We start from the raw sequence: 16329 nt of genomic DNA on the forward strand, positions 1-16329 counted from the left end.
GTGATCATGTTCTTCACGTAGTCCGCGTGCCCCGGGCAGTCCACGTGCGCGTAGTGACGCGTGTCCGACTCGTACTCCACGTGCGACGTCGAAATCGTGATACCGCGCGCCTTCTCTTCCGGCGCCTTGTCGATCATGTCGAACGCCTGCGCCTCGCCACCGTACTTCTTCGCCTGGCACAGCGTCAGCGCCGCCGTCAGCGTCGTCTTGCCGTGGTCCACGTGACCGATCGTCCCAACGTTCACGTGAGACTTCGTGCGCTCGAATTTTGCTTTGGCCATGTCGTTGCTTCCTGAGACTGATAGTGAGTGCGGACAGCGCGGCGACGCTTAGGCCGCGTCCTGCTTGATAAGGGCGGCGGCGACGCTGGCGGGCGCCTCGTCGTACTTCTTGAATTCCATCGAATAGGTGGCCCGGCCCTGGCTCATCGAGCGCAGGGTGGTCGAGTAGCCGAACATCTCGGAGAGCGGCACCTCGGCCTCGATGACCTTGCCGGAGGGGCTGTCCTCGTTGCCCTGCACCAGACCGCGGCGCTTCGAGAGGTCGCCCATGACGTCGCCCATGTAATCCTCGGGCGTGACGACCTCGACCTTCATGATGGGTTCGAGGATCACCGGCGTCGCCTTGCGCGCGCCCTCCTTGAAGCCCATCGAGGCGGCGATCTTGAAGGCCATCTCGCTGGAGTCGACGTCGTGGTATGACCCGTCGAACAGCGTGACCTTCACGTCGACCACCGGATAGCCGCCGATGACACCGTTCTGCATCTGCTCCTGGATACCCTTGTCCACCGAGTTGATGTAGTCCTTCGGCACGACGCCGCCGACGATGCTGTTGACGAACTCGTAGCCGGCACCGGCCTCCTGCGGCTCGATGCGCAGCCAGACGTGGCCGTACTGACCGCGACCGCCGGACTGACGGACGAACTTGCCCTCAGCCTCGACCTGGGTCTTGATGGTCTCGCGGTACGCGACCTGCGGCTGGCCGATGTTGGCCTCGACGCCGAACTCGCGCTTGAGGCGATCGATCAGCACCTCGAGGTGCAGCTCGCCCATGCCGGAGATGATGGTCTGGCCAGACTCCTCGTCGGTGTGCACGCGGAACGACGGATCCTCGATGGCGAGCTTCTGCAGCGCGGTCGCCATCTTCTCCTGGTCGGCCTTGGTCTTGGGCTCGACGGCCTGGCTGATGACCGGCTCCGGGAATTCCATGCGCTCGAGCATGATCTGGTGATCCGGATCGCAGAGCGTGGTGCCGGTGACGATGTGCGAGATGCCGACACAGGCGGCAATGTCGCCGGCGTGGACCGACTTGACCTCTTCGCGCTTGTTGGAGTGCATCTGCAGCAGACGCCCGATGCGCTCCTTCTTGCCGGAGATCGGGTTGAACACCGAGTCGCCGGCGTTGAGCACGCCCGAATAGACACGGATGAAGGTCAGGCTGCCGACGTACTTGTCGGACATGATCTTGAACGCCAGCGCCGAGAACGGCTCCTTGTCGTCCGCCTTGCGGACGAGACGCTTCTCGGAGTCGTCGGGATCGGTGCCCTCGACGGCCGGGACCTCGGTCGGGCTCGGCATGTAGCGGATGACCGCATCCAGGAGGAACTGCACGCCCTTGTTCTTGAAGGCGGTGCCGCACATCATCGGCACGATCTCGCGCTTCAGGGTCAGCTCGCGCAGACCAGCATAGACCTCGTCGGCAGGCAGGTCGCCTTCCTCGAGATACCGCTCCATGCGCTCCTCGCTGCTCTCGGCGACGGTCTCCACCATCTTCTCGCGCCACTCGGCCGCCTCGGACTGCAGGCTCTCCGGAATGTCGCGGAGCTCATAGGTCATGCCCATGTCCTCCGGATTCCAGTAGATGGCCTTCATGGTCACCAGGTCGATAACGCCCTCGAAGCCGTCCTCGGCGCCGATCGGAATGACGATCGGGATCGGGTTCGCGTTCAGGCGCGCCTGCATCTGCTCGACGACGTTGAAGAAGTTGGCGCCGGTGCGGTCCATCTTGTTGACGAAGCCCATGCGCGGGACCTTGTACTTGGTCGCCTGACGCCAGACCGTCTCGGACTGCGGCTGCACGCCGCCGACCGCGCAATACACCATGACCGCGCCGTCGAGCACGCGCATCGAACGCTCGACCTCGATGGTGAAGTCGACGTGCCCGGGGGTATCGATGATGTTGACCCGGTGCTCCTCGAACTGCTTGTCCATGCCCTGCCAGAAGCAGGTGGTCGCCGCCGAGGTGATGGTGATGCCGCGCTCCTGCTCCTGCTCCATCCAGTCCATGGTCGCGGCGCCGTCATGCACCTCGCCCATCTTGTGCGACACGCCGGTGTAGAACAGCACGCGCTCGGTGGTGGTGGTCTTTCCGGCGTCGATATGCGCGGAAATACCGATGTTGCGATAGCGCTCGATGGGGGTATTGCGTGCCACGGCGGATTCCTCGGTTCGGGCTTCTGCGGTCGATCGGTTCCGCTGCTACCAGCGGAAATGCGAAAAGGCCTTGTTGGCCTCCGCCATGCGGTGGGTGTCCTCGCGCTTCTTGACGGCGGCGCCGCGGCTCTCGGCCGCGTCCATCAGCTCGCCGGCCAGGCGCTGGGACATGCCCTGCTCGCCGCGGGCGCGGGTGGCGTCGATGATCCAGCGCATCGCCAGGGTGTTGCGGCGCACCGCACGCACCTCGACGGGGACCTGATAGGTGGCACCGCCGACGCGGCGCGACTTGACCTCGACGGTCGGGCGCACGTTGTCGAGCGCCTGCTCCAGCACCGGCAGCGGCTCGTCCGTGCCCTGCTTGCTGGAAACGATGTCGAGAGCCCCGTAGACGATCTTCTCGGCCACGGAGCGCTTGCCGGCGATCATCATCATGTTGATGAACTTGGCCAGCAGTTCGGAATGGAACTTGGGGTCCGGGAGGACCTTGCGGACTTCGGCGCGACGACGACGCATGGCGACCCCTCCTAGCTGCTCTTGGGGCGCTTGGCGCCGTACTTGGAACGACCCTGGCGACGCTTGTCGATGCCGGCGCAGTCGAGCGCGCCGCGCACGGTGTGGTAGCGCACACCCGGAAGGTCCTTGACGCGGCCACCGCGGATGAGCACGACCGAGTGCTCCTGCAGGTTGTGGCCTTCGCCGCCGATGTAGGAAATCACCTCGTAGCCATTGGTCAGGCGCACCTTGCACACCTTCCGCATGGCCGAGTTCGGCTTCTTCGGGGTGGTGGTATAGACACGGGTGCACACGCCACGCCGCTGGGGGCTCTTCTCGAGGGCGGGCACCTTCGACGGAACGGCTCGGGTCGAGCGACCCTTGCGCACTAACTGATTGATCGTTGGCACGATGGTGACTTCCGACTTATGAAAGAAATGACGGGCCGGCGGTGTTGGCCGGCCCGTCAGGAAGGGCGCGCAATATAGAGGCCCTCGGCGGGCCTGTCAACCGGCGAACGCCGCCACGGCGCGCTTTCCGTGGCGGCGTCCGGGCAGGGTCAGTCCTCGCTGCCCTCGCCGGCCTCGTCCTCGGCCCCGGCGGCGTCGCTGCCCGCCGTTGCAGCGGCCGAGGAGCCGCTCTCGGCGAAGTCCGCAGCACCCGGGGCGGGCATCTGCAGATCGGCCAGGAAACTCCCGCCACGGGCCTTGCGACGCTGCTCGTGGAAGGACAGGCCGGTACCCGCGGGAATGAGGCGCCCGACGATGACGTTCTCCTTGAGACCGCGCAGGTCGTCGCGCGAACCGCGCACGGCGGCCTCGGTGAGCACGCGCGTGGTCTCCTGGAAGCTCGCCGCCGAGATGAAGGACTCGGTCGACAGGCTGGCCTTGGTGATGCCCAGGATGAGCCGCTCGAACCTGCTCGGACGCTTGCCGTCGCCCTTGAGCTTGCGGTTGGCGTCCTCGGCCGCGAACAGCTCGACCTGCTCGCCGTGCAGGAAGTGGGAATCGCCGGAATCGGTGATCTCCACCTTGCGCAGCATCTGACGCACGATCGTCTCGATGTGCTTGTCGTTGATGGTCACGCCCTGAAGGCGGTAGACATCCTGGATCTCCTTCACGAGGTGGTTGGCGAGGGCCACCACGCCGCGCAGGCGCAGGATGTCGTGCGGCGACGGCTCGCCGTCGGTGATCTGCTCGCCCTGCTCGACGTGCTCACCCTCGAACACCGAGATCTGCTGCCACTTCGGAATGAGCAGCTCGACTTCCTCGCCGTCGCTCTGCACGATCTTGAGGCGCTGCTTGCCCTTGGTGGCGGTGCCGAAGCGCACCGTGCCGGTGGCCTCGGCGAGCACGGCCGGATCCTTGGGCTTGCGCGCCTCGAAGAGGTCGGCGACACGCGGCAGACCGCCGGTGATGTCGCGCGACTTCGAGGCCTCCTGCGGGATGCGCGCGATGACGTCGCCGATCTTGACGTCGACGCCGTCCTCCACGACCACGACCGCACGGGCCGGCAGCGCATAGGCGACCGGGATGTCCGTATCGGGGAAGGTCAGCGGCTCGCCGTCGTCGCCGAGCAGCACCACGGTCGGGCGCTGCTCGCGCGCGCTGCGCGACTGCGACTCGGACACCACCAGCGTGGAGACGCCGGTGATCGGGTCCTCCTCGCGGTTGACGGTGCTGCCCTCCTCGAAGTCCTGGAAGCGCACGCGGCCCGCCAGCTCGGTGACGATCGGGTGGGTATGCGGATCCCACTTGGCGAGCCGGCTGCCGGACTTGGCGGTCTCGCCGTCCTGCACCTCGATGACCGCGCCGTACGGAATCTTGTAGCGCTCGCGCTCGCGACCGTCGTCGGCGATGATGCCGATCTCGCCGGAACGCGACACCGCCACGAGGTTGCCCTCCTGGTTCTGCACGGTCTTCACGTTGTGCAGCTTGACGGTACCGCCGGCACGGGTGTCCGCGCCGTCCGCGGCCACCGACCGCGACGCCGCGCCGCCGACGTGGAAGGTACGCATGGTCAGCTGCGTGCCGGGCTCGCCGATCGACTGGGCGGCGATGACGCCCACCGACTCGCCGATGTTGACACGATGGCCCCGGGCCAGGTCACGGCCGTAGCACTGCGCGCAGATGCCGAAGCCCTGCTCGCAGGTGATCGGGCTGCGCACCCAGACCTCGTCCACCGAGTGCTGCTCGAGCAGATCGCACAGACGCTCGTCGAGCATCGCGCCCTCCTCGATGAGCACGTCGTCGGTGCCCGGGATGTGCACGTCCTGGAGCAGCACGCGGCCGAGCACGCGGTCGCGCAGGGCCTCGAGGACGTCGCCGCCCTCGACGATCGGCGTCATCAGCAGGCCGGACTCGGTGCCGCAGTCCTCGGCGGTCACCACCACGTCCTGCGAGACGTCGACCAGACGGCGCGTCAGATAGCCCGAGTTGGCGGTCTTGAGCGCGGTGTCGGCCAGACCCTTGCGGGCGCCGTGGGTGGAGATGAAGTACTGCAGGACGTTGAGGCCCTCGCGGAAGTTCGCGGTGATGGGCGTCTCGATGATGGAGCCGTCCGGCTTGGCCATCAGGCCGCGCATGCCGGCGAGCTGGCGGATCTGCGCCTGCGAGCCGCGGGCGCCGGAGTCGGCCATCATGAACACCGAGTTGAAGCTCGGCTGCGTGACGGTGCTGCCGTCGCGCTCGGTGGCTTCCTCGGTACCGATGCGCGTCATCATCGCCTTGGCGATGCTGTCATTGGCACGCGACCAGACGTCGACCACGCGGTTGTAGCGCTCGCCGGCGGTGGTCAGACCCTGGGTGTACTCCTCGTTGATCTCCTTGACCTTGTCCTCGGCCTCGTCGAGGAAGGTGTACTTCTCGTCCGGGATGATCATGTCGTCGATGCAGAAGGAGATGCCCGACTGCGTCGACTGGCCGAAGCCGAGGTACATCAGCTGGTCCGCGAAGACCACCGTGTCCTTGGTGCCGCAGCGGCGGTACACGTAGTCGATGACCTTGCCGACCTCCTTCTTGGTCAGCGTCTTGTTGACCACCGAGAAGGGCACCTTCTCCGGCAGGATCTCGGACATCAGCGCGCGGCCGGCGGTGGTCTCGACGATGTGACGCACCGGACGGCCGTTGCCGTCCTCCTCGTCGATCCAGTCGTCGATGCGCACCTTGATGCGCGCCTGCAGCTCCAGCTCACCGCTGCTGTGCGCGCGGTGCACCTCGGAAACGTCGGCCAGGACCATGCCGTCGCCCTTGGCGCCGATGCGCTCGCGCGACATCCAGTACAGCCCGAGGACGACGTCCTGGCTGGGCACGATGATGGGATCGCCGTTGGCCGGGGACAGGATGTTGTTCGAGGACATCATCAGCACGCGCGCCTCGAGCTGGGCTTCCAGCGAGAGCGGCACGTGCACGGCCATCTGGTCGCCGTCGAAGTCGGCATTGAACGCCGTGCAGACGAGCGGATGCAGCTGGATGGCCTTGCCCTCGATGAGGACCGGCTCGAAGGCCTGGATGCCGAGACGGTGCAGCGTCGGGGCGCGGTTCAGGAGCACCGGGTGCTCCTTGATGCACTCCTCGAGCACGTCCCAGACGATGCCTTCCTCGCGCTCCACCATCTTCTTCGCCATCTTGATGGTGGTGGCGTGGCCGAGGCGCTGCAGGCGCGAGAAGACGAAGGGCTTGAACAGCTCCAGCGCCATCTTCTTGGGCAGGCCGCACTGATGCAGGCGCAGGGTCGGGCCGACCACGATGACCGAGCGACCCGAGTAGTCGACGCGCTTGCCCAGCAGATTCTGGCGGAAGCGGCCCTGCTTGCCCTTGATCATGTCGGAGAGCGACTTGAGCGGGCGCTTGTTGGTGCCGGTGATGGCGCGGCCGCGGCGGCCGTTGTCGATCAGCGCGTCCACCGACTCCTGCAGCATGCGCTTCTCGTTGCGCACGATGATGTCCGGCGCGTACAGCTCCAGCAGCCGGCGCAGGCGGTTGTTGCGGTTGATGACGCGGCGATACAGATCGTTGAGGTCGGAGGTCGCGAAGCGGCCGCCGTCGAGGGGCACCAGCGGACGCAGGTCCGGCGGCAGCACCGGCAGCACGTCGAGGATCATCCACTCCGGCTTGTTGCCGGATGCCAGGAAGGACTCGATCAGCTTGAGGCGCTTGCCCAGCTTCTTGATCTTGGTGTCGGAATTGGTGGCGCCGATCTCCTCGCGCATGCGGACCGCCTCCTTGTGGAGGTCGATCTGCTTGAGCAGGTCGAGCACCGCCTCGGCGCCCATGCGGGCGTCGAAGTCATCGCCGTACTGCTCGACCGCGTCGAGATACTCGTCCTCGGTGAGCAGCGTGTACTTCTCCAGCGGCGTCAGGCCGGGGTCGACCACCACGTGCGCCTCGAAGTAGAGCACCCGCTCGATGGCGCGCAGCGGCATGTCCAGCAGCAGGCCGATGCGCGACGGCAGCGACTTCAGGAACCAGATGTGCGCCACCGGCGCGGCCAGGTCGATGTGCGCCATGCGCTCGCGGCGCACCTTGGCGACGGTGACCTCGACGCCGCACTTCTCGCACACCACGCCGCGGTGCTTGAGGCGCTTGTACTTGCCGCACAGGCACTCGTAGTCCTTGATCGGTCCGAACAGCTTGGCGCAGAACAGGCCGTCGCGCTCGGGCTTGAAGGTGCGGTAGTTGATGGTCTCGGGCTTCTTGACCTCGCCGTACGACCACGAGCGGATCTGCTCCGGCGAAGCCAGCGAGATCTTGATGGCGTCGAAATCGTCGACTTCGTCGTTGTTGCGCAGCAGGTTCAGCAGATCTTTCATCACGAAACTCCGAAATGGGCTACGACGGCGGTGACGGAAGCACCGCACCGGGGATCAGCGCTCCCGGGGGCGGAGCCCCGGGACGCGTGACGTCGCGCCTTATTCACTTTGCACCAGCTCGATGTTGAGACCGATGGAGCGGATCTCCTTGACGAGCACATTGAAGGACTCCGGCATGCCGGCCACCATGCGGTGGTCGCCGTCGACGATGGCCTTGTACATCTTGGTACGACCGACGGTGTCGTCCGACTTCACGGTCAGCATCTCCTGCAGCGTGTAGGCGGCGCCGTAGGCCTCCAGCGCCCACACCTCCATCTCGCCGAAGCGCTGGCCGCCGAACTGCGCCTTGCCGCCCAGCGGCTGCTGGGTGACGAGCGAGTACGGCCCCGTGCTGCGGGCGTGCATCTTGTCGTCGATCAGGTGGTTGAGCTTGAGCATGTACATGTAGCCCACGGTCACCGGACGCGCCAGCGGCTCGCCGCTGCGGCCGTCGGTCAGCCTGGCCTGGCCGCCCTCGGGCAGTCCGGCCAGCTTCAGCAGCCGCTTGATCTCGGCTTCGGAGGCGCCGTCGAACACCGGCGTCGCCATCGGCACGCCGCCGCAGAGGTTGCGCGCCAGCGTCAGGACTTCCTCGTCGCTGAACTGCTCGAGATCGGTGTGATCGATGCCGTCGCTGCTGGTGTTGTAGATGTCGTCGAGGAACTTGCGCAGCTCGGCGATCGCCTTCTGCTGCTCGAGCATCTCCTGGATCCGCTGGCCGAGGCCGCGCGCGGCCCAGCCCAGATGGGTCTCGAGGAGCTGCCCGATGTTCATGCGCGACGGCACGCCCAGCGGGTTCAGAACGACGTCGACCGGGGTGCCGTCCGGCAGGTGCGGCATGTCCTCGACCGGGACGATCTGCGAGATCACGCCCTTGTTGCCGTGGCGGCCGGCCATCTTGTCGCCCGGCTGGATGCGGCGCTTGACGGCCATGTAGACCTTGACGGTCTTGAGGACGCCGGGCGCGAGCTCGTCGCCCTGCTCGATCTTGGTCTTCTTGGACTCGAAGCGCTTGTCGAACTCGGCCTTCATGTCCTTGAGCTGACGCGCCGAGGTCTCGAGCGTGGTCTGGGCCTCCTCGTCGCGCAGGCGGATCTCGAACCAGCGCTCGCGCTCGACCGAATCCAGGTACTCCTGCGTGACCTCGGCGCCCTTCTTGAGCTTGTTCGGACCGCCGTCGGCAACCTGCCCGACCAGCACGCGCGAGAGGCGATCGAAGATGTCGTCCTCGAAGATGCGGAGCTCGTCGTTGAGGTCCTTGCGCACCTGGGTCTTCTCGGCCTCCTCGATGTCGGTGGCACGCTTGTCCTTCTGGACTCCCTCGCGGGTGAACACGCGCACGTCGATGACGGTGCCGTCCATGCCGGCCGGCACGCGCAGCGAGGTGTCCTTCACATCCGACGCCTTCTCGCCGAAGATCGCGCGCAGCAGCTTCTCCTCGGGGGTGAGCTGGGTCTCGCCCTTGGGCGTGACCTTGCCGACCAGGATGTCGCCGGCCTTGACCTCGGCGCCGATGTAGACGATGCCGGACTCGTCCAGCTTGCGCAGCGCGGCTTCGTTGACGTTCGGGATGTCCGCGGAAATCTCCTCGGAACCGAGCTTGGTCTCGCGCGCGACGCAGTTGAGCTCCTCGATGTGGACCGTCGTGAAGCGGTCCTCGGCGACAACGCGCTCGGAAACCAGGATCGAGTCCTCGAAGTTGTAGCCGTTCCAGGGCATGAACGCGACCAGCATGTTCTGGCCCAGCGCCAGCTCGCCGATGTCGGTGCTGGGGCCGTCGGCGACGACGTCCCCGCGCGCGACCACGTCGCCCGGCTTCACGATCGGCTTCTGGTTCATGCACGTGTTCTGGTTGGAACGCGTGTACTTCACCAGGTTGTAGATGTCGACACCGGCCTCGCCCGGCACGGCCTCGTCGTCGTTGACCCGGATGACCACGCGCCCGGCGTCGACCTTGTCGACCCGCCCGCCGCGGCGGGCGGTGATGGCGTTGCCGGAGTCGACCGCCACGCGCTTCTCGATGCCGGTGCCCACCAGCGGCTTGTCGGCCTTGAGCGTGGGCACGGCCTGGCGCTGCATGTTGGCGCCCATGAGCGCGCGGTTGGCATCATCGTGCTCCAGGAAGGGCACGAGCGCGGCCGCGACCGAGACGATCTGGCGGGGCGAAATGTCCATGTAGTGGACTTCGCTCGGCGGCAGCATCGAGAACTCGTTCTGCACGCGGACCGAGATCAGGTCGTTGACGAAGTTGCCCTTCTCGTCCAGCACCGAGTTCGCCTGCGCAATGGTGTAGCGCCCTTCCTCGATGGCCGAGAGGTACTCGATCTCGTCGCTGACCACGCCATCGGTCACCTTGCGGTACGGCGTCTCGAGGAAGCCGTACTCGTTGGTGCGGGCATAGACCGCCAGCGAGTTGATGAGGCCGATGTTCGGGCCTTCCGGCGTCTCGATGGGGCAGATGCGACCGTAGTGCGTCGGGTGCACGTCGCGCACCTCGAAGCCGGCGCGCTCGCGGGTCAGACCGCCCGGGCCGAGGGCGGACACGCGACGCTTGTGCGTGACCTCCGACAGCGGGTTGTTCTGGTCCATGAACTGCGACAGCTGCGAGGAGCCGAAGAATTCCTTCACCGCCGCCGACACCGGCTTGGCGTTGATCAGGTCCTGCGGCGTCAGGTTCTCGGCTTCGGCCAGCGCCAGGCGCTCGCGCACCGCACGCTCGACGCGCACCAGGCCGGTCCGGAAGACGTTCTCGGCCATCTCGCCCACCGAGCGGATGCGCCGGTTGCCGAGGTGGTCGATGTCGTCGGTGACACCCTCGCCGTTGCGGATGGCGACGATCTCCTTCATGACATCGACGATGTCGGAGTGATCCTCGCCGTACTGCTCGAGCAGCTTGGCGCAGTTCTCGTCCTTCGGCTGGCTGGCGAAGTAGCGACCGTCGTAGAGCACGGCCGGGCCGGTGACGTTGTCACGGCGCAGTCGGCGGTTGAACTTCATGCGGCCGACCGCGGAGAGGTCGTAGCGTTCGAAGGTGAAGAACAGGTTGTGGAACAGCGCCTCGGCGGCGTCCTTGGTGGGCGGCTCGCCCGGACGCATCATGCGGTAGATCTCCACCAGCGCTTCCAGACGCGTGCGCGTGGAGTCGATATTGAGCGTGGTCGAGATGTACGGGCCCTTGTCGAAATCATTGACATAGAGCGTATGCAGGGTGTCGACCTTGGCCTCGCGCAGAGCTGCCAGCAGCTCCTCGGTGATCTCGCTGTTGGCCGCGGCGATGATCTCGCCGTCCTCGGACACGATGTCGCGCGCCACGATCTTGCCCAGCAGATAGGCGTCCGGCACGAACAGGGTCTCGATGCCGGCCTGGCCGATCAGGCGGATGTGGCGCGCGGTGATGCGCTTGCCGGTCTCGACGATGACATTGCCTTCCTTGTCGGCGATGTCGAAGGTGGCGGTCTCGCCCTTCAGGCGCTCGGGCACCAGCTCGAGGTTCGCGCCCTCGTCGGTAAGGTGGTGGACGTTGCGCTCGTGGAAGGTCTCCAGCATCCACTGGTTGTCGTACCCCAGCGCGCGCAGCAGGATCGTCGCCGGCAGCTTGCGACGGCGGTCGATGCGGACGTAGAGGTTGTCCTTCGGATCGAACTCGAAGTCCAGCCAGGAGCCACGGTACGGGATCACCCGGGCGGTGTAGAGCAGCTTGCCCGAGCTGTGCGTCTTGCCGCGGTCGTGATCGAAGAACACGCCCGGCGAGCGGTGCAGCTGGGAAACGATGACGCGCTCGGTGCCGTTGATGATGAAGGTGCCGTTCTCGGTCATGAGCGGCAGCTCGCCCATGTACACCTCCTGCTCACGCACCTCCTTGACGCGCTTCTCCTTGGATTCCTTGTCGTAGATGACGAGGCGGCACTTCACGCGCAGCGGTGCCGAGTAGTTGAGACCGCGGATGCGGCACTCCTTCTCGTCGAACACCGGCTCGCCGAGCCGGTACGACAGATACTCCAGCGCCGCGGCGCCGGAATAGCTCAGCATCGGGAAGACCGACTGGAAGGCCGCGTGCAGCCCCATGTCGCGGCGCTTGCCGGGCTGCGCCTCGGCCTGCAGGAAGCTGCGATAGGAATCGATCTGCGTAGCCAGCAGGAAGGGGATCGGCAAGGTGTCTTCCTGCTTGCGGAAGTTCTTGCGGACGCGCTTTTTCTCGGTGAAGGAGTAGCTCATGAGTTATACCTGCTGCTGCGTGATCACGGCCTGCCGCACGCCGGGGGTCCCGGCGCGCGACGGGGCTCGGGCCTGCCGGCGCACGATGGCGCGACGGCAGGCCCCAGACCCGTTCGACGGACAAGCAAAAGCAGCCGGGCGCGAAGCGCACCCGGCTGACGGGATTCGGATTGAAGCTCGAATCAACAAATGCGTACGGTCACCTGCAATGCCCTGCCGCGCGGCCGCGCGACCGGAACGACTTGCCGGGGACGCGGCAAGGCCGCGCCCTGTCGCGAACCTCCGGAACCGCCACCGACCATGACGCCGTGCACGCGCCGCCGAGGACCGCCCGTGTCCTGGGACACCGGAACGCTGCATCGGTTGCACGCACGACGATCGGAATGGGGCAATTCGGCTCCTGGAGCATGTGCGCCGCCCGCCGGAGAGCCGGCGGACGGCGGCTCGCTTCTTACTTGATCTCGACGGTAGCGCCGGCTTCCTCGAGCTTCTTCTTCATCGCTTCGGCGTCGTCCTTGGAGACGTCTTCCTTCAGCTCCTTCGGCGCCCCCTCGACCAGGTCCTTGGCTTCCTTCAGACCCAGGCCGGTGACCTCGCGGACGGCCTTGATGACGCCGACCTTGTTCTCGCCGAAGGAGGCGAGGACGACCGTGAACTCGGTCTTCTCCTCGGCTGCCTCGCCGCCGCCGGCATCACCGCCGGCCGCTGCGGCACCGGCGACGGCCACGGGGGCCGCGGCGGTGACGCCGAACTTCTCTTCCATTGCCTTGACGAGCTCGACGATGTCCATGACGGACTTCTCGGCGATGGCGTCGATGATTTCTTCGTTGGACAGTGCCATGGTTGGTTACCTCGATTGAATGTGTGGTAAAGCCGATCGATTGCTACTGAAACTGCAGCGGAAAGCGCGAAGCACCCGGTCAGGCGGCCTTCTTGGCCTCGCCGACCGCCGACAACGTGCGCACGAACTTGGCCGTGGGCTCGTTGAGGAGGCGGACGAAGTTCCCGATGGGCGCCTTGAGAGTGCCCATGAACATCGCCAGTGCCTCTTCGCGGTTGGGCAGCGACGCCAGTCGTTCGATGTCGGAGGGGCCGTAGGCGACACCGCCCATGGCAACCGACTTCACGACCAGCTTCGGATGCTTCTTGGCGAAGTCCTTGATGACGCGCCCGACCGAGGACGGATCCTCGAGCGCGAAACCCAGCATGATCGGGCCCACGAGCGACGGCGTCAGACACTCGAACTGCGTGCCTTCCACCGCGCGCTTGGCCAGCGAGTTCTTGACGACGTGCAGATAGATCTGACCCTCGCGGGCCTTCGCTCTCAGCACGTCGAGCTGGCCAGCGGTGAGACCGATGTACTCGGCCGCGACCGCCGCGTGCGCCTGCTGCGCGACTTCGTTGACTTCCGCTACCAGGGCTTGCTTCTGATGCAGACGTAATGCCATTTACTCAATGCTCCTGGTGGCACAACAACATGGAAACCGGCATACCGCCCGGCTTCCCCCTGTACGGCGCACCCCTCGCGGGGTGATTCACCATCTGCGCAGGCCGCCTTCCGGCATTTAATCCGTCACGGGTCATCCCGCTCGGGCACCTACGGTCTTGGACGGTGCGGCTTTCGCCACACAGTCAAGATTGGGTCGGGTCCGGCGACGCCGGACCCGCGAAACTCATTCCGGCAGGCTCGACAGCTCGACCGGCACGCCCGGCCCCATCGTGGTCGACAGCGTCACCTTGCGGATGTACGAGCCCTTCGACGTGGTCGGCTTGGCCTTGCGGATATCGCGCAGCACCGCCGTGATGTTGTCGCGCAGCTGGTCGGCCGAGAAATCGGCGGCACCGACGGCACAGTGGATCACGCCACCCTTGTCGGTGCGGAACTTCGCCATGCCGGCCTTGGCGTTGCTGACGGCGGTTGCCACGTCCGGGGTCACGGTGCCGGTCTTCGGGTTCGGCATCAGGCCGCGCGGGCCCAGCAGCTGACCGAGCGCACCCACCACGCGCATGGCCGCCGGCTCGGCGATCACCACCTGGTAGTCGAGCTCGCCGCCCTTCATGCGCTCGGCCAGCTCCTCCATGCCGACCGCATCGGCGCCGGCGCTCTCGGCCTCCTCGGCCTTGGCGCCCTGCGCGAACACCGCCACGCGGACCGTCTTGCCGGAACCGTGCGGCAGCACGGTGGATCCGCGTACGTTCTGATCAGACTTGCGCGGGTCGACACCCAGATTGATCGACAGATCGACCGACTCGCGGAACTTCGCGGTGGCGATATCGCCCAGCAGGGCGAGCGCCTCATCCAGCGGATAGATCTTGCCGTGCTCGACCTTCTCGGCGAAGGCCTTCTTGCGCTTGCTCACGTGTGCCATGTTCAGACCCCCTCGACTTCGACGCCCATGGAACGGGCGGAGCCGGCGATGGTGCGCACGGCCGCGTCCATGTCACCGGCATTCAGATCCGGCCACTTGGTCTTGGCGATCTCCTCGAGCTGCTCGCGGGAGATGCTGCCGACCTTCTTGGTGTTGGGCGTGCCGCTGCCCGACTTGAGGTTGAGCGCCTTCTTGATGAGCACGCCGGCGGGCGGCGTCTTGGTGATGAAGGTGAAGGAACGGTCGGTATAGACCGTGATCACCACCGGGGTCGGCAGGCCGGCCTCGAGGTTCTGCGTCTCGGCGTTGAACGCCTTGCAGAACTCCATGATGTTGACGCCCTGCTGGCCCAGCGCCGGGCCCACGGGCGGGGACGGGTTGGCCTTGCCTGCAGGGATCTGCAGCTTGATGTAGCCCTTGACTTTCTTTGCCATCGGTCCTTCTTCCTGAAATGGGTGCTAGCGCCTTGCGGCTCCCCTGGGTTTCGGCGCCTCGTCTCTGGAACGAGGCCCTGCTTCTTCAATCACCGTCCTGCCTGCAACCGTCCGTGGTGCGGGGTACTGCCCGGCCATCCATGGCCGGGCGTTCGCCCGTTTGCGGCTGCCACCGGCAGCCCGCTCGGGCTGCCCTCTGTCGCTTCAATCCATGTCCTGCTTGTAACCCTCCATGGTGCGTGGTTCCTGCCCGGCCATCCATGGCCGGGCGTTCACCCATTTACGGCTGCCACCGGCAGCCGTAAATGGGCTCACCCCTTCTCGACCTGCGAGAACTCGAGCTCGACCGGGGTCGAGCGGCCAAAGATCAGCACCGCCACGCGCAGGCGGCTCTTCTCGTAGTTGACTTCCTCGACGACGCCGTTGAAGTCCGCGAACGGGCCGTCGATGACGCGCACCGTCTCGCCGGGCTCGAACAGCGTCTTCGGGCGCGGCTTCTCGACCGATTCCTCGACGCGGTTGAGGATGGTGTCGGCTTCCTTGTCCGAGATCGGCGCCGGCCGGTCGGGCGTGCCGCCGATGAAGCCGAGCACCTTGGGCGTCGACTTGACCAGATGCCAGGCTTCCTCGTTCATGTCGATCTGCACGAGCACATAGCCCGGGAAGAACTTGCGCTCGGTCGTCCGCTTGACGCCGTCGCGCATCTCCACGACCTCCTCGGTGGGCACGAGGATGTCGCCGAAGCGCTCCTGCAAGCCCTCCCGCTTGATGCGGTCGAAGAGCGCACGCTTGACGTGATTCTCGTACTGCGAGTACGCGTGGACGACATACCACTTCATGGCCATCGTGCTAACCCCGTCCGGTCAGAAGCTGGACCGCCCACAGCAGGAATGAGTCGAGCCCCCAGAGGAACAGCGCCACGATCAGCACCACCAGCGCGATCAGCAGCGTGGTCTGGATGCTCTCCTGACGGGTCGGGAAAGTGGTCTTGCGCATCTCGATGCGCGCACCCACCAGATACCCCCAGGCGATCCGGCCATTGGCGGTCTGGTAGAACAGGAACGCAGCCGCGGCCACGGCGGCGACCATGATCCCGGCTCGAATGGCCACGTTGTACTGCGGCTGCAGCATGTAGAAGGCAGCGATACCGCCACCCACCACGGCCAGCGCCGCGAGCATCCAGAGGGTGTCGAGACTGCCGCCGGATGCCTGCTTGGAATTGCTCATCGATAAGCGCTTGAAATTGGGTCGGTTTCTGCGGTCACTTGCGGGACCCCTGCCACGAAATGGCAGGGCAGGAGGGACTCGAACCCCCAACCTGCGGTTTTGGAGACCGCTGCTCTACCAATTGAGCTACTACCCTGGGGACAACGACCCGCGACTACACCGGCAACCACGAAAAACACGGGGCGCGCATTGTACGCGCGCCCCGTGGAAAAGCAAAGCCCGAGAGCCTCAGGCGATGATCTTTGCCACCACGCCGGCGCCGACGGTGCGGCCGCCCTCGCGAATGGCGAAGCGCAGACCCTCCTCCA

12 protein-coding genes, 1 tRNA gene and 1 pseudogene are annotated in these 16329 nt (G+C 66.1%); all 14 read right to left on the bottom strand.

What is annotated here, in order from left to right:
* Positions 1 to 281: GTP-binding protein (locus KAH28_RS08945; protein ID WP_290575806.1), on the bottom strand; the 281-nt coding region annotated here is incomplete at its 3' end.
* Positions 282 to 329: 48 nt separating this feature from the next.
* Positions 330 to 2432, bottom strand: a complete 2103-nt coding sequence (gene fusA / locus KAH28_RS08950; RefSeq protein ID WP_290575808.1) for an elongation factor G — start codon at positions 2430 to 2432, stop codon at positions 330 to 332.
* Positions 2433 to 2477: 45 nt separating this feature from the next.
* Complete coding sequence (rpsG, locus tag KAH28_RS08955; protein WP_290575810.1) at positions 2478 to 2948, bottom strand: 30S ribosomal protein S7; 471 nt, start codon at positions 2946 to 2948, stop codon at positions 2478 to 2480.
* A gap of 11 nt (positions 2949 to 2959) precedes the next feature.
* On the bottom strand, positions 2960 to 3337 hold the full coding sequence (gene rpsL / locus KAH28_RS08960) for a 30S ribosomal protein S12 (RefSeq protein WP_290575812.1): 378 nt from the start codon (positions 3335 to 3337) through the stop codon (positions 2960 to 2962).
* Between the two features lie 149 nt (positions 3338 to 3486).
* Positions 3487 to 7737, bottom strand: a complete 4251-nt coding sequence (gene rpoC, locus KAH28_RS08965) for a DNA-directed RNA polymerase subunit beta' (protein ID WP_290575814.1) — start codon at positions 7735 to 7737, stop codon at positions 3487 to 3489.
* Positions 7738 to 7836: 99 nt separating this feature from the next.
* Complete coding sequence (rpoB, locus tag KAH28_RS08970; protein WP_290575816.1) at positions 7837 to 11991, bottom strand: DNA-directed RNA polymerase subunit beta; 4155 nt, start codon at positions 11989 to 11991, stop codon at positions 7837 to 7839.
* A gap of 451 nt (positions 11992 to 12442) precedes the next feature.
* The gene (gene rplL, locus KAH28_RS08975) at positions 12443 to 12832 is read right to left on the bottom strand and encodes a 50S ribosomal protein L7/L12 (RefSeq protein ID WP_290575818.1); all 390 of its coding nucleotides are present in this window, start codon (positions 12830 to 12832) and stop codon (positions 12443 to 12445) included.
* A gap of 79 nt (positions 12833 to 12911) precedes the next feature.
* Positions 12912 to 13439, bottom strand: a complete 528-nt coding sequence (gene rplJ / locus KAH28_RS08980) for a 50S ribosomal protein L10 (protein WP_290575820.1) — start codon at positions 13437 to 13439, stop codon at positions 12912 to 12914.
* A gap of 225 nt (positions 13440 to 13664) precedes the next feature.
* Positions 13665 to 14360, bottom strand: a complete 696-nt coding sequence (rplA, locus tag KAH28_RS08985; RefSeq protein WP_290575822.1) for a 50S ribosomal protein L1 — start codon at positions 14358 to 14360, stop codon at positions 13665 to 13667.
* 2 nt (positions 14361 to 14362) lie between these two features.
* Positions 14363 to 14794, bottom strand: a complete 432-nt coding sequence (rplK, locus tag KAH28_RS08990; RefSeq protein ID WP_290575824.1) for a 50S ribosomal protein L11 — start codon at positions 14792 to 14794, stop codon at positions 14363 to 14365.
* Positions 14795 to 15105: 311 nt separating this feature from the next.
* Positions 15106 to 15639, bottom strand: a complete 534-nt coding sequence (gene nusG, locus KAH28_RS08995) for a transcription termination/antitermination protein NusG (RefSeq protein WP_290575826.1) — start codon at positions 15637 to 15639, stop codon at positions 15106 to 15108.
* 4 nt (positions 15640 to 15643) lie between these two features.
* A complete protein-coding gene (gene secE, locus KAH28_RS09000; protein ID WP_290575828.1) occupies positions 15644 to 16021 on the bottom strand; it encodes a preprotein translocase subunit SecE in 378 nt (125 codons plus the stop codon).
* Positions 16022 to 16081: 60 nt separating this feature from the next.
* Positions 16082 to 16157: transfer RNA gene (locus tag KAH28_RS09005), tRNA-Trp, on the bottom strand.
* A 92-nt stretch (positions 16158 to 16249) separates the two neighbouring features.
* Positions 16250 to 16329: pseudogene (locus KAH28_RS09010) on the bottom strand (elongation factor Tu); the annotation flags it as partial.

The sequence above is a fragment of the Algiphilus sp. genome (assembly GCF_023145115.1).
In the GTDB taxonomy this organism is placed as follows: domain Bacteria; phylum Pseudomonadota; class Gammaproteobacteria; order Nevskiales; family Nevskiaceae; genus Algiphilus.